This window comes from Candidatus Cloacimonadota bacterium, from assembly GCA_034661015.1.
Taxonomy (GTDB): Bacteria; Cloacimonadota; Cloacimonadia; order JGIOTU-2; family JGIOTU-2; genus JAYEKN01.
The window spans coordinates 1-17,822 of record JAYEKN010000113.1 but is presented as its reverse complement, the minus strand read 5'-3'; the positions used below and the strand labels follow the sequence as shown (position 1 = coordinate 17,822).

The 17,822-nt window shown below is 35.5% G+C and carries 15 protein-coding genes and 1 other RNA gene; 14 read left to right on the top strand and 2 right to left on the bottom strand.

Annotated features, from left to right (window positions below):
- Positions 1-549: 549 nt before the first annotated feature.
- Together U9P79_04665 and U9P79_04660 are read right to left on the bottom strand one after the other, a co-directional pair.
- Positions 550-2,694, bottom strand: coding sequence for a lectin like domain-containing protein (locus tag U9P79_04665; GenBank protein MEA2103920.1), 2,145 nt, complete (start codon positions 2,692-2,694; stop codon positions 550-552).
- 32 nt (positions 2,695-2,726) lie between these two features.
- The gene (locus U9P79_04660; GenBank protein ID MEA2103919.1) at positions 2,727-3,053 is read right to left on the bottom strand and encodes a hypothetical protein; all 327 of its coding nucleotides are present in this window, start codon (positions 3,051-3,053) and stop codon (positions 2,727-2,729) included.
- A 279-nt stretch (positions 3,054-3,332) separates the two neighbouring features.
- Here U9P79_04660 and U9P79_04655 point away from each other — a divergent pair, with 279 nt between their 5' ends.
- The 14 genes from U9P79_04655 (at position 3,333) to U9P79_04590 (ending at position 17,564) form a co-directional block, all read left to right on the top strand.
- Entirely contained in the window at positions 3,333-4,085 is a 753-nt protein-coding gene (locus tag U9P79_04655) for a SagB/ThcOx family dehydrogenase (GenBank protein ID MEA2103918.1), read from the top strand.
- A gap of 335 nt (positions 4,086-4,420) precedes the next feature.
- Positions 4,421-4,954 (top strand): translation initiation factor IF-3, encoded by a 534-nt coding sequence (gene infC / locus U9P79_04650; protein MEA2103917.1) that lies wholly within the window; start codon positions 4,421-4,423, stop codon positions 4,952-4,954.
- A 98-nt stretch (positions 4,955-5,052) separates the two neighbouring features.
- A complete protein-coding gene (gene rpmI, locus U9P79_04645; GenBank protein ID MEA2103916.1) occupies positions 5,053-5,244 on the top strand; it encodes a 50S ribosomal protein L35 in 192 nt (63 codons plus the stop codon).
- Positions 5,245-5,272: 28 nt separating this feature from the next.
- Positions 5,273-5,635 carry a 50S ribosomal protein L20 gene (rplT, locus tag U9P79_04640; protein MEA2103915.1) on the top strand — a complete coding sequence of 121 codons (363 nt, stop codon included), beginning with the start codon at positions 5,273-5,275 and terminating at the stop codon, positions 5,633-5,635.
- A gap of 16 nt (positions 5,636-5,651) precedes the next feature.
- Positions 5,652-6,662, top strand: a complete 1,011-nt coding sequence (pheS, locus tag U9P79_04635; protein MEA2103914.1) for a phenylalanine--tRNA ligase subunit alpha — start codon at positions 5,652-5,654, stop codon at positions 6,660-6,662.
- A gap of 25 nt (positions 6,663-6,687) precedes the next feature.
- The gene (gene pheT / locus U9P79_04630; GenBank protein MEA2103913.1) at positions 6,688-9,084 is read left to right on the top strand and encodes a phenylalanine--tRNA ligase subunit beta; all 2,397 of its coding nucleotides are present in this window, start codon (positions 6,688-6,690) and stop codon (positions 9,082-9,084) included.
- A gap of 2 nt (positions 9,085-9,086) precedes the next feature.
- Positions 9,087-9,425, top strand: a complete 339-nt coding sequence (locus U9P79_04625) for a hypothetical protein (GenBank protein MEA2103912.1) — start codon at positions 9,087-9,089, stop codon at positions 9,423-9,425.
- A 20-nt stretch (positions 9,426-9,445) separates the two neighbouring features.
- The gene (locus U9P79_04620; protein MEA2103911.1) at positions 9,446-9,766 is read left to right on the top strand and encodes a cell division protein ZapA; all 321 of its coding nucleotides are present in this window, start codon (positions 9,446-9,448) and stop codon (positions 9,764-9,766) included.
- Positions 9,767-9,797: 31 nt separating this feature from the next.
- Positions 9,798-9,975, top strand: a non-coding RNA gene (ssrS, locus tag U9P79_04615) — 6S RNA.
- Between the two features lie 24 nt (positions 9,976-9,999).
- Positions 10,000-11,559, top strand: a complete 1,560-nt coding sequence (rny, locus tag U9P79_04610; GenBank protein MEA2103910.1) for a ribonuclease Y — start codon at positions 10,000-10,002, stop codon at positions 11,557-11,559.
- A gap of 38 nt (positions 11,560-11,597) precedes the next feature.
- Entirely contained in the window at positions 11,598-12,395 is a 798-nt protein-coding gene (locus tag U9P79_04605; GenBank protein MEA2103909.1) for a TIGR00282 family metallophosphoesterase, read from the top strand.
- A 267-nt stretch (positions 12,396-12,662) separates the two neighbouring features.
- Positions 12,663-13,880 carry an AAA family ATPase gene (locus U9P79_04600; GenBank protein ID MEA2103908.1) on the top strand — a complete coding sequence of 406 codons (1,218 nt, stop codon included), beginning with the start codon at positions 12,663-12,665 and terminating at the stop codon, positions 13,878-13,880.
- Between the two features lie 265 nt (positions 13,881-14,145).
- Positions 14,146-15,018: a tetrahydrofolate dehydrogenase/cyclohydrolase catalytic domain-containing protein gene (locus U9P79_04595; GenBank protein ID MEA2103907.1), complete on the top strand. Its 873-nt coding sequence runs from the start codon at positions 14,146-14,148 to the stop codon at positions 15,016-15,018.
- 83 nt (positions 15,019-15,101) lie between these two features.
- The gene (locus U9P79_04590; GenBank protein MEA2103906.1) at positions 15,102-17,564 is read left to right on the top strand and encodes a hypothetical protein; all 2,463 of its coding nucleotides are present in this window, start codon (positions 15,102-15,104) and stop codon (positions 17,562-17,564) included.
- The last annotated feature ends 258 nt before the right edge of the window (positions 17,565-17,822 follow it).

Here is a 17,822-nt window from a genome sequence, read left to right as displayed (position 1 = left end):
GCGTTCACGCCCTTATAAAAAACTTTTTGGAGTGCAACATCCGTGATGTTGCAGTGTTGTATAAAATATCACGGATATTTTACTCCAAAACGCCATAAATGGCGTAAGATAATTTGTCCGATTTTTTACCTATCCGTAAACGGATAGGCTATTTTTTTTGGTGAATTCGTGGCTATTTTTTCACATTTCCTAACCTGTGAAATGCCTTTATCTGTTTTATTTCACCGGGTCACAATTCACAATTCACAATTCACAATTCACAATTAAAAATTCCCTTCTCCCTTTTCCCATTTCCCCTTTTTTTTATCAATCGCTTTCAACGAAAAAAATGTTTTCCGGTTTTTTTTCATAAGGTAGCTTCGCAACCTTATGCTATTCTATTTAGAGTCTGTCCGTAAAGGAAAATCTTGAGTTAAGTTCCGTTTTTTTGAAATTGACTTAAGTTTTTCCAACTCACAAATATAACGCTAATTAACTTAATGTATAATTCTTTCAATTCGTCACGGAATGGTCCGTGACGTCTCGAAAAGGCTACTTTACGGATGGACACTATTTAATCTTTACTACTTTTTTTATAGAAATATAATTTTCACATTTCATTTTATAAAAATAAATTCCACTGTTTACCGATTTGTTCAAGTCATCCCGTCCAAACCAAGTATATGAATGATTTCCTTGTGCCAATTCTGTATTTACAAGAGTTTTAACTTTTTGTCCTTTCGAATTATAGATCTCAATTACCACATTCGCTCTCTTTTCCAAAGAGAAAGAAATGATAGTTTTCGGATCGAAGGGGTTGGGATAACAGGAAAATAATTTATTAATTTTACCACATTGCGAATTGATAGCATTAATGATCGTTACTTCAACAGGTTCGGAAGGATTTGATTCATAGCCATCATAAAGAGCAGTTATATAATATTCATAATTCCCGGACTCAAGCGAAATATCAAAATAAAAATTTGTAGTATTGTTATTGATGAATTCACCGTTCCGATAAACATTAAAACTTTCCTGAGTCGTATTTTGACCCGGCGGAGACCATTGAAGCACCACATCATTATTGTTAATCACAATTCCGGTTAAATCAAGAGGGATCGGCAACACGACGTCAACTTCAATTTCATTAGATGGTTCAGATTGACTATCTGTATAAATTGCGATTACTTTGTAAGTGTAATTACAATTCGCAAGTGCTTCATCAGTATATTCCGGAACGAATCCTTCGATTTCTGCAATTTCCTCATCATCTCGGTAAACTTTAAATCCTACGAAATCTCGAATACTTGAACTTGCCATAGACCAATTAAGTTCCACATTGTTATCTTGCACAACTTCTCCGGATAAGTCAGCAGGAGGAGTATTCGTCTCAAAATCCAAATCGGTTAACGCCTTGATGCAAAAATTTCCGGTTTGAGGATATTCGATTGAATTGTCATTATAAAAATCATACCAGACACCATTTTGCCTATAATAGCTTTCATTCGGGTTTGCGGTTGAGTTAACGATAGTTCTATAACTTGCTCCGAGCAAAACCGGAACATCCGAAGTTCTGTCAAAAGTATGTCCACCGGAGGAGAATTCCACATAAACATAAAAATCTTCTTCACCATTTAGAGAAACAGAATTTTCCAGATCAATAGTATGCAAACCGCGGTGTTCAATATTTCCGGAGAATTCCTCAAGGAGGTCTGTTAATTCATTATTTTCAAAACTATCGTATATTTTAACAGAATAATTAACATCGTCGGTGGCAGTGAAAAAATTCACGGCTTTAATTATTTCCTGATATTCTGTTACAAAAGCATTAAATGCTTCTGAATACTCTGTTTTCACATCTCGTGCACCATGATAATCGTGATAATAAACATTTTCGTATTGCAATGGTTCAACATTATACATGGACACAGCACCCATTTCATAATTTTTACAAGAATGCTTATCGTAGTATGAAATCCAAAAATATCCACCATATCCCCAGCCGGTTCCCCAGCTGTTCTTCACAATCCAAGCGCCTGGTTGAGGTGCTTGTGTAACTCGGTTATCATCCCAACCGATAATCGTTACGGAATGATTTGGATCAAGCGAACTTGAAGCGGGTTGATAATGTTCATATTCATTATTCATAAATGCACCATCATAACATATACAGGTTGCGATAGCACCTTCTTGCATAATTTGATTTTTTATTATGTTGATTCCCTCCAGCTCTTCACTGATTGTGTACCAATTTACATCTCTCGGATAAAAATAGTGATAAGTGTCTGATCTTCTTAGGGGTGAACTGCTATAAGATTGCCCGTCAATATCGCGAACTGCACCCTCACAGCGGGAAAGATAGGCTGTAGAAACATAGTAATCTCCTCCCTGATGAACCTCCAATCCGTTACCTGTGGGTGGATCCAAATCTTCATTAAAATGCTGATTAAATCCGTTCCACCAATCAAGGTGATACTCGGCTAAATTCGGTTCTCCGGTTTCTCCCGCTTCTTCCCAAGCATTTGTTAGAAGCAGATTGCTTTCCATAGTTGCCATAGTTCCGAATGTCCAACAAGTTCCACCTTGCTGATTTTTTACGGATGTAACATAATTTTCACCGCTAACATCCCGCAAATCAAAAGTAGCGGGAGGATCTGCGAATAATAACGCTACATTAAATATAAGCAAAATTAATATCATTTTTTTTATTTTCATTTTTTTCCTTTTCGTTTATTTTTTTTATAATCTTATCTTGTGGGTTTGTCTTTATGCTTTTCGTAAGTTGTCGATCCATTGAGCCATTCGGATTTATCTAACCAACTTTTTGGATAGCCGACTTCCTGAATCATTTTCTCGGGTGAATTGACATAGCCATCATCATAACGAGCTACAAGTGTCCAAGCGAACTCCCACCAATTCTTCACAACTTGATTGGCTTGATTTTTACAGTATGTAGTAAAAAGTTCCCTTGCTTTTTCGGAAGCTCCTTTCGTAACAAGAAGGGTCGTGCAAGCCATTGCCGGCATTATGATAATCAAGTTAAGAATGATTAGAATTATTATCGCTTTCATCATTAGAGTTCTCCTTTTAAAAGTGCATAATATTTCGTAAAAATAAAAATATATAAATTAGAGTCAAGATATTTTTGATTTTTCCCGAAATTGGAAACTTGAAACCTATAATTTATTGCATAATTTTCATTCTCTTTCGGAAATACAAATTCGATCGGGTTACGCTTCTCCAAATCATATTTCCCCATTTAGGAACAAATTAATTGCTAGTATATTTTCAAAATACTTTACATAAAAATCTCCGAAAATAATGTTTCCAACAAACATTTACATAGGAGAACAATGCATATAAAAATTAAAGAGAACAGAAATTTTATGAAGTCTAACTTTAGGGATGATTTGGATATAAAAACTGATCAAGAAATGGGAAAACCTCAACCGGCACTTCAAAAACCCTACGGAAACGAGGAAAAAATTATACTTCCCGAACCAACTGAATCCGTATTGATGCGGAACAATCTTTTTCTGGCAATAAAAGAACGCAAGAGCAGAAGACATTTTTCTCCGGAATATCTCAGTTCGAACGAACTCTCCTATTTGCTGTGGAGCACGCAAGGAGTAAAAAAAATCATCCGTGACGGATATGCTTCTATCCGAACTGTCCCCTCGGCAGGTGCCAGAAATCCTTATGAAACTTATCTTGTTATAAATCGGGTGGATGGAATAAAAAAAGGAGTTTATCGGTATCTTCCTTTGGAGCATTCACTCATTTTTCTTTTTGAGAACGAAAATATTAAAGAGCAACTTAAAAAAGTTGGGCAATCATTTATTAGCACCGGAGCAGTCGTGTTTATCTGGACTTGTATTCCGTATCGAAATGAATGGCGATATTCTATAATGGGGCATAAACCCATGCTGCTCGATGCCGGGCATATTTGCCAAAATCTCTACCTTGCCTGCGAATCCATAAATTGCGGAACCTGTGCCATTGCCGCCTATAATCAGACAAAAATTGATAATCTTTTGAGGCTTGATGGTGAAGATGAATTTGTGGTTTATCTTGCTCCTGTGGGCAAAAAAGATCCATCTGAATAAATTTTGTGCATCCTTAAACTCCAAAAAGTGGATTTTGCGTAAAATCATGAAAAAAAATTATGTATTCAAAGATTTTATTTCTGGGTAAAAATCTTCATTCAATATCGGCAATCACGGTGGAATAAGCGAAGAAAAGATGTTTGTTCCGTTGATAGTGATAAATACGTGATTGGGATTTTTTTGGTAAAACTTGACTCAAAAATCAGATTCTCGGTTTTGTAGCATTAAATGAACTAACGGTTCTACCTTATGGCTCTGGTGCTTATAAGGTCAAAATAATAAACGATAAAATGTGGTGAGCCGTTGTTGCTCGCCTTTTTTATTGGAGGTGAAACATAGCTAAATATTACAAAAGAAAAAAAAAATTCTTCAAACGGGTAAACGATCAAATTCGAGCACCCAAAGTAAGATTGATTGGACCGGAGAAACAAGCATTCGGTATTGTTCCAATTAACGAAGCGCTTCATAAATCACGGGAATTCGATCTGGATCTGGTAGAAATCGTACCGGATGCAAAACCTCCCGTGTGTAAAATGATCGACTACAGCAAATTTCTTTATGACCAAAAAAAGAAACGCAAACAGCAGCATAAAAAGCAAAAGGCCACTCAACTAAAGGAAATTAAATTTCGCCCGAACACTGATGCCCACGACTATAATTTTAAAGTGAAACATATTATGGAATTCCTCGAAAAAGGAAATAAGGTAAAAGTTACAATTCGTTTTCGCGGAAGAGAAATGGCACATCAGGACCTTGGGATAGAATTAACAACGAGAATAGCCGAAGAACTCAAGGAATATGGAAAATTTGATTCACCCCCCAAGATGGAGGGCAGATTTCTAATTGGTTACATTGCACCAAAGAATTAATTTTATATTTTTACAAATAACAATATTCGTATTCCTGATTTTTTCTAACCTATAAGATCAATTTAATATAAAATTTAAAATAGTAGATAGGAGATATAATGCCAAAAATAAAAACAAGAAAATCAGCAGCAAAAAGATTTCGTAAAACCGGTGGAACCAAAATTAAGCGCAACAAAGCTAATAGAGGGCACTTTATGGAAAAAAAATCCAGTAAACAAAAATCCAACCTGCGGAAAGGCTCTTACATAGCCAAAGCCGATGAAAAACGTGTAAAAAAAATGTTGTCTTAAAAATTATTCAATATAAGGAGAAATAATTATGCCACGCGTAACAAATAAAGTAGCTTCAAGAAAAAGAAAAAAAAGGTTATTAAAACACGCCAAAGGTTTCAGAGGTGGAAAAAAATTATTTAGAAATGCCAAAGAGACTATTGAAAAGGGTTGGCAATATTCTTATCGTGACCGAAAAGGAAACAAAAGAAACTTCAGGCGATTGTGGATCACCAGAATAAATGCAGCCGTGCACGAACACGATTTAAGTTACAGCAAATTCATCTACGGGCTAAAACTTCTGAAAATTGATTTGAACCGAAAAACTCTTTCGGAACTTGCAATTAATAATCCCGATGATTTTACTCAGATAGTTGAATCAGTAAAACAAAAATTGGAAAACACCCAATAGAATTGTGAAAAAGCGAATATACGAAATACTGCTTTCAGCTCAGAATGAGATTCCTGCCAGTAAAAATGGTAAGGAATTAGAAAATCTTCGGGTAAAATTTCTCGGGAAAAAAAGCGAACTAAAGTCCTTACTTTCTAAAATCGGGACTCTCTCTGCTGAGGAGCGCCCCCAAATGGGAGAATTGCTCAACAAAACCAAAATCAAAATATCATCATTAATTGTAAATCAAAAATCCTTATTGGAAAAAAACGAACTGGAAAAATCAACACAAAAAGATAAAATTGATGTAACTCTTAGCGGACGACCCTTGAATGTCGGTGCAAATCATCCCTTACTAAAAATATGGGATGAAATAGAAGATATTTTTATCGCCCTTGGTTTTGAAATCGCAGACGGACCTGAAATCGAAACCGAATACTATAATTTTGATGCGTTAAATACACCCGAAGGGCATCCTGCTCGTGAACTTCAGGACACCTTTTATTTGAAGAACGGAAACCTGCTTAGAACCCAAACTTCTCCGGTGCAAATTCGGATTATGGAAAAATATCCACCCCCAATCCGAATCATTTCTCCGGGACGATGTTACCGAAAAGACAAAGTTGATGCTTCCCACTCACCCGTTTTCCATCAGGTGGAAGCACTCGTTGTGGATAAAGGCATCACTTTTTCCGATCTGAAGGGAACTCTGGATGCCTTCGTGAAAATGATGTTTGGGAGTAATATCCGATCTCGGTTCCGCCCTCACTTCTTCCCTTTTACAGAACCCAGCGCCGAAATAGATATTCTTTGTGTGAATTGCAAGGGGAAGGGTTGTAAATTATGTAAAAATACCGGCTGGTTGGAAATGGGCGGAGCAGGAATGGTAGATCCGGCTGTCTTTGAAAACGTCAATTATGATGCCGAAAAATATACAGGATTTGCCTTCGGACTGGGGATTGACCGCATAGCCATGCTCAGATATGGTATTTCCGATATGAGAATTCTCTTCAAAAATGATTTGAGAGTTCTAAAGCAGTTCGTTTAACTAATTTTTTCTCATAGGAGAATTCTTGAAAATAAGTTATAAATGGTTAAAAGAATTTTTAGATATTGACCTGCCAATTGATAAATTTTGTGATAAACTCACCATGTTTGGCGTGGAAGTCGAAGAATTAATTCGAATTGGTGAGCAGTACGATAATGTAGTTGTGGGTTTCGTTTTAGAAGCAGAAGTTCACCCGAACGCCGATAAACTCACTGTTTGCAAAGTTGATGTTGGGGATGAATTACCGCTTCAAATAATTTGTGGCGCTCCGAATGTTGCAAAAGATCAATTTGTTCCGGTTGCCAAGATTGGAGCTATTATTGGTGATACTGTTCTCAAAAAAGTAAAACTCCGGGGTTTAAAATCCTTCGGAATGATCTGCTCTGAAAAAGAACTAAACATTTCAGACGAACATGCCGGAATCATGATTTTGCAAAAAGAAGTTAAACCCGGAACGCCTTTCAGCAATGCTCTTGAAATCGAAGATACTGTTATTGACGTTGAGATAACTCCAAACCGTCCTGATCTGCTTGGTATGGTTGGAATTGCAAGAAACACCTCCGCAATGTTGGATATGGATTATTCTATCCCCAAATTTTCTATTGCAGAAATCGAGGAGAAAAGTTCGGAAAATATCCGTGTGAAAATTATGGACAGCGATCTTTGCCCCCGTTATTGCGCTCGGGTAATTAAAAACGTAGAAGTAAAACCCTCGCCAGACTGGATACAAAAAAGATTACGAGCTATCGGATTGCGACCGATCAACAATATCGTGGATGTAACAAATTACGTTTTGATGGAATATGGTCATCCTCTCCACGCTTTCGATCTCAATGACATTACCGGTAATAAAATTACTGTTCGCCGTGCAAAAAATGATGAAAAAATTATTCTGCTTGATGAAACCGAATACAAATTGAACGATCAAAATCTTCTGATCACAGATGAAAAAGGGCCTCTTGCATTGGCAGGTATTATGGGCGGTTTAAATAGTAGCATCCACGCAACAACCACTGATATAGTTTTGGAATGTGCATTTTTCAATCCCCAAAATATCAGAAAAACTTCTACCGAATACAATCTAAATTCCGAATCATCATATAGATTTGAAAGAGGGATGGATCCAAATGCTTTGGAAAAAGTCATTGATAGAGCAGCTTATCTCATCCAGCTAACTTCCGGTGGCAAAATATGCTCGGGCATTGTGGATGAGTATCCCCAACGAATCGAACCTAAAAAAATTCAATTACGTGTAGAACGGGCAAACAGCCTGCTTGATAGCAAAATATCTTCCGATACCATTCAATCTTATTTGAATAAATTAGAATTTACCGTCAACCCGAAAGAATCTTTTCTTGAAGTTGAAGTCCCGACTTTTCGTCCTGATGTCGAACGTGAAATAGATTTGATCGAGGAAATTGCTCTTTGCTTCGGATACAATAAAATCCTCCCAAAATATTATCGGAGAAGAATTGAAGGAAATTTTAGACGAAAAACTTTACGCAAGATTCGCACTCATCTAATAAATCTCGGATTTTTTGAAGTATGCAATCTCAGCTTTTCAAACCCGGGCATATTAGACCAATTATCTCTAACAGAATCTGATTTTCGCAGGAATTTCGTGGAAATTTCCAATCCTATCGGTGAACAGTTTTGCATTTTACGAACAACTCTCTTGCCGGACCTTCTCAATAATGTTGCTTCAAATATTGCCCAACATTTTGAAAATTTCAGATTGTTTGAGCTGAATCGGGTATATATCAGTGAGGGTGGAAACTCATCTTCAGAACCGCTTAATCTCACCGGAATAATCGTGGGAGATTTCACCCCGGAATATTGGAAAGAACAGCAATCTGATTTATCTTTTTTTGACGCTAAAGGAATTTTAGAATCATTATTTGAAATAATTCCCCTTACTGATAAAGTTAGTTTTGTGAATTCAAAACAACCATATCTTGATCAATCAAGAGCAGCTGATGTTTTTATCGGAAAAGAATTAATTGGTTCCATCGGATTTCTGAGCAAGAATATTCTTGCAAATTTTGAAATTGAAAAACCGTGTTTGCTCATTGATTTAAACATCAGCAAACTATTGGAAAAACTTTCTAACGCCTCATACTCATACAAAAATATCATAAAATATCCCACAGTGGTGAGAGACATTGCCCTGATTGCCCCCACAGATATTAGTATGTCAAAAATCGTTGAAACAATAAAATCCGTTAAATCAAAAATAATAAAAAATGTTGAATTATTCGATGTCTATGAAGGTTCTCAAGTTGAAGATTTTCATCGAAGTTTAGCGTTTCGGATCGAATTTCAATCAGCCTATTCTACCCTCACAGACAACTATGTAGATAAATTGTTTGACAAGATTGTCAAGAGATTGACAGTTGACAAAAAAATTCAACTAAGGCATTAAATATGACAGAGCATTCCTTAAAAATGATAGAGCAGAAAATCGAGAATCTTATTCGACAATATAAGATACTTGAAACAAAATATAAAAAAGCTATTGAAGAGAATGAAAATTATGAAATTCAATTCACCGAATTGTCTCAAAATAAGGAACACTCTGAAGAACGCTTAGTTGAGCTCGAACAGGAAAAAAACCATTACAAAGGACGTGTTACCGAATTAAATGAAATTCTCGCTGATAAAGAAAATAAGATTAAATCGTTTTCTGAAAATGCTTCTAATATTGACACTAAAATTGATTCTTTACTATCAGATATTGATGAAGTATTACGCGTAGAAAATTAATAGAATAAATTCAAAATTTCATGAATAATATTACTGTGGATATTTTTGGCGATAAATACTCAATTGCCAGCGATGGCGATTCGGATGAAATTATAAGATTTGCCGAATATTTGGACACAAAATTGCAGGAATTGAAATCTGTTGCATCTAACGAAACCAAATACAAACTTTCCATTTTATGTAGTTTGAATATCATTGAAGAATTGTTTTCGCAAAAGAAGAAGATCTCTTTAATTGAAAATAATCTTTCCCGTATCACCAATCTCTTAAACTCATTTACCGAAGAAAAACCTAAAGAAAAAAATATTGACCAAAAAGGTTTCTATTATTTTAATAATTAATATAAAAAGAATATAAATTTGTTCTTTTTTTGAAGGCCTGTCCTGTTCGTGATAGCATCATTGTTTTGTGCTAAACTCATATTACAAGGAACTTGATTGAGTATTGCGTGAAAGCCTCCATTGCAGTTGGACTCACAAGATATTTATAGAGTTCCGAACTTTTGAACTCAAGTTCAAACACGTTGTTACACGGCACGGACAGGTCTTCTTTATTTTAGAAAGGACTCTAAAATATGCTAATATATACAATCTTAATCCTGACGGGTTCTGCGATTGTTGGTCTTGCTCTGGGATTTTTAATCTACAAACAAAAAATTAATGCAATATATAAGGAAGCAAAAAAGCAATCGGAAACTATCAAACAAGACGCATTGAAAAATGCTGAAGTATTAAAAAAGGAAACAGCCGTTAAGGCTAAGGAAGATTGGTTTGATCGTAAGAAAGAACTTGATAAAGAAATTACAAGTAGGAAGAAAAAATTGCGAGGTTTGGAAAATCAATACAACCAACGAATTGATAATTTGGAAAATCGCTTATCGAAAATCGCAAGTCGTGAACAATCTATAAACGATCGGGAAACAAATATTGCGCATCTGAAAATCAATCTTCAAAAAAAGGAAGTAAGCCTAAAAGACTTGATTGAACAGGAAACAATCAAATTGCATGAAATCGCTCAGCTTAATAAAGAAGAAGCCATAAAAAAATTATTTGAGAAATATGAAAATGAGGCAAAACTTGATGCTGCAAATCTGAGGAAAGAAATAATTGATAAATCAAAATCCGAAGCTGAAGAAAAAGCAACTCGAATTCTTGCTACTGCTATCCAGAGATATTCTGTTGAACATGTCGCCGAGTCCTGCATTTCCGTAGTTCCCCTTCCCTCTGATGAAATGAAGGGCAGGATTATCGGTAGAGAAGGACGTAATATCAGAACATTCGAAAATCTTACCGGTATTGAAATTATTGTTGACGATACTCCCGAAGCAGTTGTGCTTTCCGGTTTCCATCCAATCAGAAGAGAAATCGCCCGTCGTTCACTTGAATTTCTTATTCAAGACGGAAGAATCCATCCCGGCAGAATCGAAGAGGTTATCGCTAAAATGCGTGATAAAATTGACAAAATCATTATTGAAACCGGTAAACAAACTTGCCTTGACCTTTCTCTTCTTGATATTCCGAAAAGTATCCAAAAACTAATTGGAACTCTAAAATTCCGAACAAGTTACGGGCAAAATGTCCTTCAACACAGTATTGAAACCTCCTGGATTTGCGGAATGCTTGCTGCTGAACTCGGTTTGGACCAATCTTTGGCAAGAAAAATCGGGTTACTACATGATATTGGAAAAGCTGTAGATTTTGAAACGGAAGGTTCCCATCCGGAAATTGGAGCACAGATAGCAAAGAGAAATGGTTTATCCGATCTCATCATTAATGCTATTGAGGCGCACCACGAGGATGTGGAAGCAAAATCGGCGTATGCAATCCTTGTTCAAGCTGCTGACGCTATTTCCGGTTCACGACCAGGTGCTCGTCGAGAAACGTTGGAAACTTATATGAAACGGTTGGAAGAACTTGAAAATATTGCCAACTCTTTTGACGGTGTTTACAATTGTTATGCAATTCAAGCCGGCAGAGAAATTCGCCTTATGGTAAAACACCAGCAGATCAATGATGCTCAAGCGGAAATGTTAGCATCTGACGTTGCAAAAAAAATCGAAGAAAATTTGCAATATCCAGGACAAATTAAGGTTACTGTTATTCGCGAATTCAGAAAAACCGCTCAGGCAAAATAAAGACTAAAGATTAAAGACTAAAGACTAAAGGTATAAAAATGATAAAAATATTATTCCTTGGAGACATTTTCGGCAAACCCGGACGCAAGATCGTGGGTGAACTACTTCCCAAAATCAAAGAGGAAAAAAACATTGATATTGTCATCGCTAACGGTGAAAATCTTGCTGGTGGATTCGGAATTACCGAAAAAACCGCCAATTACATGTTTAATAGCGGAGTGGATGTTTTTACTTCCGGCAATCACCTTTGGGATAATAAAGACGGGTTGGATTTCATCATTGGAAACCAGAGAATACTAAGACCGGCAAACTACCCACCGGGCACTCCGGGAAACGACTTTTTCCTGATAAAAACGAAAAATGACTTTACAATCGGAGTACTAAATTTGATGGGACGAACATTTACAATCGAAGTGGATTGTCCTTTTCGAGTTGCCAGAAAATATATAAAAAAAATAAGCCACTTTACTAATACGATTTTCGTTGATTTCCACGCAGAAGCCACTGCAGAAAAAAAAGCACTGGGCTGGTACCTTGACGGAGACGTTTCCGCTGTTATCGGAACGCATACTCATGTTCAAACTGCTGATGAACGAATTTTGCCAAACGGAACCGCCTATCTAACCGATGCCGGCATGACAGGATCGCAAGACTCTGTGATCGGTTTGAGAATTTCTGATGCGATAGATCGGATGATCAAACGAATTCCTAATCAGTTCCACGTTGCAAAAGAAAATCTTTATATGCAGGGAGCGGTAATAGAGATTGAGGAGCAAACCGGAAAAGCAATAAGTATTGAGCGATTATCAATACCATTGCAAAATCAAAACGATTGAGAAAAAATGGGCGGATACCTATTTAAGCAAAGAATATGAATAGTTACGAGATTTATCTCGCAGATTATCAGGCATAATATAATTCGGGATTTTAACCTCTATAAGTAGATAGAAAAGAAAATGAAAAATACAAAAAACAAAAAGGAAAAAAATTCTCGTAGTGAAAAAACGAGAAGCGGAAAATGAAATAATGACATTTTTATTTGTCAAAATGATGCCTTTTTTGACAAATATGCTTGTCAAATCATTCTTAGGCAAAGGTAAAATATGAATTCAACATTAAATGAACTCTTTGCAATCCAAAATAAAATAGTCTCTTTTATTCCTACTAGGTTTAGACGTTATATAAAAATAGATTGGAGTAAGAGATTAATAGTTATTGTTGGAGCTAGAGGAACCGGAAAGACAACTTTGGTTTTGCAACATTTTATAGAAACCTACAAATCTAGTATTGATTGCTTATATTTTTCTGTTGATAATCCGTTGGTAGCCAATAAGGGAATTTACGAAGTGGGAAAAGCATTCTTTACATATTTTGGCAACACATTGATCATTGATGAAGTCCACAAGCAAACTAACTGGGCTATTGATATAAAAGCATTGTATGATTCGTTTCCGGACAAAAAAATAATAATTTTGGGTAGTTCCAAACTCAATATTATTAATCAAAAAAGTGATTTATCCCGTCGTGCTTTGATATACAATTTAAAAGGATTATCTTTTAGAGAGTTTATTGAGTTAAAATACAACATAAAATTTGATTACTATTCATTAGAAGAAATATTAGATAATCATCTCATTATTAGTTCAAAAATTTTGCGAATCGCACCCGAAATTAAGAAATATTTTTACGAATATAAACAATTTGGATTTTATCCATTTTTCAGTCAATATTCAGCTGCCGAATACCAAAGTGTCTTGCATAATGTTATTGATAAAATCATATATGAAGATGTGCCAAGTTTGAAAAATATAAAAAGTTCTTCAAGTGTAATTTTCAAGAAATTGGTTGCTTACCTGGCAATATCAAAAATTCCCACAGTGAATGTTTCCTCAATGTGTAATGAATTGGATATAAAAAAGGAAACATTATATGAGTTTATTGATCTTCTTAACAGAACTGATATAATCAATATCATAAGACGGAAAAATGCAACTATCCGATCTCTAAAATACTCTAAAATATTACTTCTGAATCCCAATCTGTATTTTGCAATCAGCAATGAATTATGGACACATGACACAGACTTGGGAAATATTCGAGAATCTTTTTTTGTGTCGCAAATTGATAAAAATATTTTTGTTTCCAAAATTGTAGATTATACAATAAATATTGCTAACAAAACCATTGAGATTGAAATCGGTGGTAAAAATAAATCACGAACTCAAATAAAAGATATTGAAAATGGTTATCTTTTTAAAGATGATATTGAAATTGGATTTGAAAATATTATTCCATTATTTCTAGCCGGTTTTTTGTATTAAAAGGCAGTATCCTGCTTCGTAAGACCAGTCCGTGACAAGAAGCAGAAAAAAGTAAAAAAATTATTATCTATGAAAACAAGTAAGAAGTGAAAAATTTAAAATGAGAAATATGGATTCGAAATTATTGGGACTACTTGGAGTTGAAAACTCAATAAATTTTTATTCATTTGTTCCACGACATGAAAGTCGTGGCAATTCACTTATTTAGCGAGATGGATATAACCTAAAAAATATCGTTAATCACTCAGTTTAGGATTAATAAAAAATGACAAAACTCTTAAAAGGAAAACCAGTAACTAAAGCGATTTATAACAAATTATCCTTGTCTGTTGAAAAACTTATTGCCCGTGGGATAAATCCATTTTTACAAATATTAATGGCTGGTAACGATCCTGCTTCCGAATATTATGCTTACAGTGTAATTAAAAAAGCAGCAAAAATCGGGATAAAAGCAGAACTTTGTAAAATGGATAAAAAAATCAGTGAGTGTAAACTTGCTGAAAAATTAAATGCATTTAATGAGAATCCTAATATTCATGGGATCTTACTCCAAATTCCCTTACCACAACATATCTCATTTCAGCGGATCACTTCCGCTATCAATCCAGACAAAGATGTGGATTGCTTGAATCCAATCAATACCGGAAAATTACTTTTGGGAAAAGAAGGTTTTATTCCTTGTACTCCAGCTGCTGTTTTGGAACTTATAAAATTTTACAATATTAAAACCGATGGTGCGAACATCACGATATTGGGTAGGAGTAATATTGTTGGTAAACCATTGGCAAATCTTCTTCTTCAAAAATCAGAAATTGGGAACGCCACGGTTACTATATGCCATTCACATACTAAAAATCTTGCACAAATCACGGCTGCTGCTGATATTCTCATTGTTGCTATCGGACAACCATTGTTTGTGAAATCTGATATGGTTTCTGAATTTTCTCTTGTAATTGACGTTGGTATTAACAGAATTCTTGACAAGAATAAAAGCAAATCAATTTATGTCGGAGATGTTGATTTTGCAGAAGTCTCCAAAAAAGTTGCTGCAATCACGCCTGTTCCAGGTGGTATAGGTTCGATTACCACTGCTTCTGTTCTTTCTAATGTGATACAAGCTGCAAAGCATCTTAAATAAAATTAATGCTATGATTAGAAATAATTTATTAACTTAGTTCTTTATTTTTTAATAAAAAATCTACAGAATTATTCGGAGGACGAATGAAAAAAATTAGATATTCAAGTATTGTGGGATTGCTAATAATTTTTGCCTTAGCAATCACAATTATGAGTTGTGGACGTAGAGGAACGATAAAGACAAATATCCCACCGGTAATAACAATCACAAATTATTGCGGGATAACAAAACCTGATACTACTATGACCGATTCAACTCTCGCCGATTCAATAGGCTTGATCGTTCCATCAACTTTTGATTCTCTCTTTTATCAAGAGATTTATTGGGACGCTTACGATCCGGATGGTGTGATTATTTCATACGCATATCGAATTGGAACTTGGGACTCTACCAATTGCACTTGGCAATATGACAAATCTTACGGAACTCAAGTTGATGATGAAGGTTGGGTAATACACCGTCAGTCTAATGGTGACTGGGGCAGATGGACTCCTGAAAACAAACGATTCCCTGTTGCCAGAGTTTACTTTCCAGCTACAGATACAACTGACTATAAAAAGAATTTTGGTAAATTTGAAGTGATGTGCATTGATAACAGTGGAGCAATATCGGATATTGCCAAAAAATATTTCATCTCTTGGTCAGCACCTCCCACCACAAGTGTATCCACATCTCAGGGAATTATTTCCTACAAACGAGTAGGCGAAGCTATTAAATTCGAATTTACTGTACCCTCAGACCCTGACCCATTCGGGCTTGGTCAAGAAGCTGCCTATTATAAATATCGTTTAGTTTATCTAAAAACCACTACTACTGCCGATACACTTGATTTTTCCGGAGATGACATTGTTGATGGAATCATAGACAGCACCGCTTGGCATACTACAGAAAATTTCCCTGAAAATTTTCGAGATGTTCTGCTACTTAAATCTCATTACAACGTCGGAGAAAATATATACAACAAACCCGAATTAAGAACAAATCACACTTATTCCGATGGATCTTTTGAGATTACACGAATTCAAGCTAAAGCTGTTGACAAAGCCGGTATCGTTGATGCGGATCATGCAGATATGTCATTCTTTGTGCGAGGATATTTCTATCCCGAAACTATGCCTTATCTCATCCAAGAACATTCTGGTATTCCCGATTCTCTCGGTGGTGGTAAGGCGATAATGAACATTCTACCACATATTTACATACTTGGCTCTAATTATTATGTAACCTACCCGAGAATAAATGAAGTTATACCAAGCAAAGTTCTCTCTTCCGGAGTTAGGCATTACGGTAATCAATTTTGTGTAGATGTTGATTCATCACTTACCGCTATTTGGTCAAATGACATTGCTGTTCATATTAGATGGGAATATCTCGGACAATATGGATTTGATGTTGACCGGCAGAAATATTTTTCCGGTGGCACATTTTATTATGAAGCCGATCGCGATAAATATGTTAAATACTACTGCGACGTTGAATATATAGACATTCAAGTGGATGGTGATGTTAATGGACTACCTCCAATCGGTGAAGTTATCACTGATAACGGTTATAGTTGGATGCGAGTCCCAATTGAATCTGATCAATCATGTAAACTAATGGGTATTGGCCCCGGAGAGCACTCTTTCAAGGTTCGCGCAGTTGATCTTGCCGGGTCAGTAGGCACCACCGCAGTTGAATTAGCATTTAACCTCCTTGAACCTACTCCACGAGAATCCAAAGAGGGTATATTGGTAATTGACGATACTTATCGGAATATGATTTACGCCCCTGATGATTCTGTTACAAATTATTATAATAATCTTTTTGGCAATTATGATAATACCGGACACTTTGATCTATATAGTGACAGTTTAAGCATTATTAAAAATCTTAACACAATGGTCAGGCAGGCAAGTTTACCTCCATATTTCTCCCAAACTGATATTGAGAAATATAAACTGGTATTCTGGCATTCAAACAATCCACAGAAAGATTTCAACTCTCTTCAAACTCATTTGAAAAACCATTATGATATTCTGATGAGATATGTAGAAAATGGTGGTAATGTTTGCTTTACCGGAACATCAAATATTCGTGATGCTTCCGGCTCAAATGTCCCTTTCCTAACAGAATACGGCGGATTATTAGCTGATACCGTTTCCGTGTTTACTTGGGGTACCGTACCGGATTCAAGCAATTCGCCTTTAAAAGAAAGTATTGGATTAGATGGATTCGCAGGAATCAATCTCGATACATTTAACACAGTATTTTCATTTCCAAATGGTAATTCTTTCCCCGAATATTGGATGGCACAACCACTTGGATCTATTGCTGGAGTTACATTCCTGAAATTAGATAATGCAGATCCGGTTTTCAAAGGTATTACTAACGGTTTGCCGGAATTTGATTCTTATAATGATACAGCAATTGCGTCAAAATTCACTTTGAACGATTTCACTCATGACTGTGGTTCCGTTTACATATTCGGTATGCCATTATTCTATTTTGATTTTGAACAAACTCATGCAGTTATTGAACAAATAAGAACAGAACTCGGTTTCTAATCATATTTGTTGCAGATAAATTTAAAGGAGCGATTATTTCTAATCGCTCCTTTTTTTGGAGTGCAATAACCATGTTATTGCATTTTACAAATATTTTGTGTTTATACGTAAACAAAATTTTTAAAAAACCTTCTAAAAGTTATTTATAAAATAATCGTAGAATTCATGGGAAATAACATTAAATACTTCTCGCAATGACCTGTTCACAGCCTCAGTTTCATTGATATGCCCTTCTCTACCACTTCGGGTAAACTCTAA

What these genes read in the sequence shown, in the direction of transcription:
- U9P79_04665 (MEA2103920.1), bottom strand. Translation starts at nt 2,694, where the DNA reads ATGAAAATAAAAAAAATGATATTAATTTTGCTTATATTTAATGTAGCG.
- U9P79_04660 (MEA2103919.1), bottom strand. Translation starts at nt 3,053, where the DNA reads ATGATGAAAGCGATAATAATTCTAATCATTCTTAACTTGATTATCATA.
- U9P79_04655 (MEA2103918.1), top strand. Translation starts at nt 3,333, where the DNA reads ATGCATATAAAAATTAAAGAGAACAGAAATTTTATGAAGTCTAACTTT.
- rpmI (MEA2103916.1), top strand. Translation starts at nt 5,053, where the DNA reads ATGCCAAAAATAAAAACAAGAAAATCAGCAGCAAAAAGATTTCGTAAA.
- rplT (MEA2103915.1), top strand. Translation starts at nt 5,273, where the DNA reads ATGCCACGCGTAACAAATAAAGTAGCTTCAAGAAAAAGAAAAAAAAGG.
- U9P79_04625 (MEA2103912.1), top strand. Translation starts at nt 9,087, where the DNA reads ATGACAGAGCATTCCTTAAAAATGATAGAGCAGAAAATCGAGAATCTT.
- U9P79_04620 (MEA2103911.1), top strand. Translation starts at nt 9,446, where the DNA reads ATGAATAATATTACTGTGGATATTTTTGGCGATAAATACTCAATTGCC.
- rny (MEA2103910.1), top strand. Translation starts at nt 10,000, where the DNA reads ATGCTAATATATACAATCTTAATCCTGACGGGTTCTGCGATTGTTGGT.
- U9P79_04605 (MEA2103909.1), top strand. Translation starts at nt 11,598, where the DNA reads ATGATAAAAATATTATTCCTTGGAGACATTTTCGGCAAACCCGGACGC.
- U9P79_04600 (MEA2103908.1), top strand. Translation starts at nt 12,663, where the DNA reads ATGAATTCAACATTAAATGAACTCTTTGCAATCCAAAATAAAATAGTC.
- U9P79_04595 (MEA2103907.1), top strand. Translation starts at nt 14,146, where the DNA reads ATGACAAAACTCTTAAAAGGAAAACCAGTAACTAAAGCGATTTATAAC.
- U9P79_04590 (MEA2103906.1), top strand. Translation starts at nt 15,102, where the DNA reads ATGAAAAAAATTAGATATTCAAGTATTGTGGGATTGCTAATAATTTTT.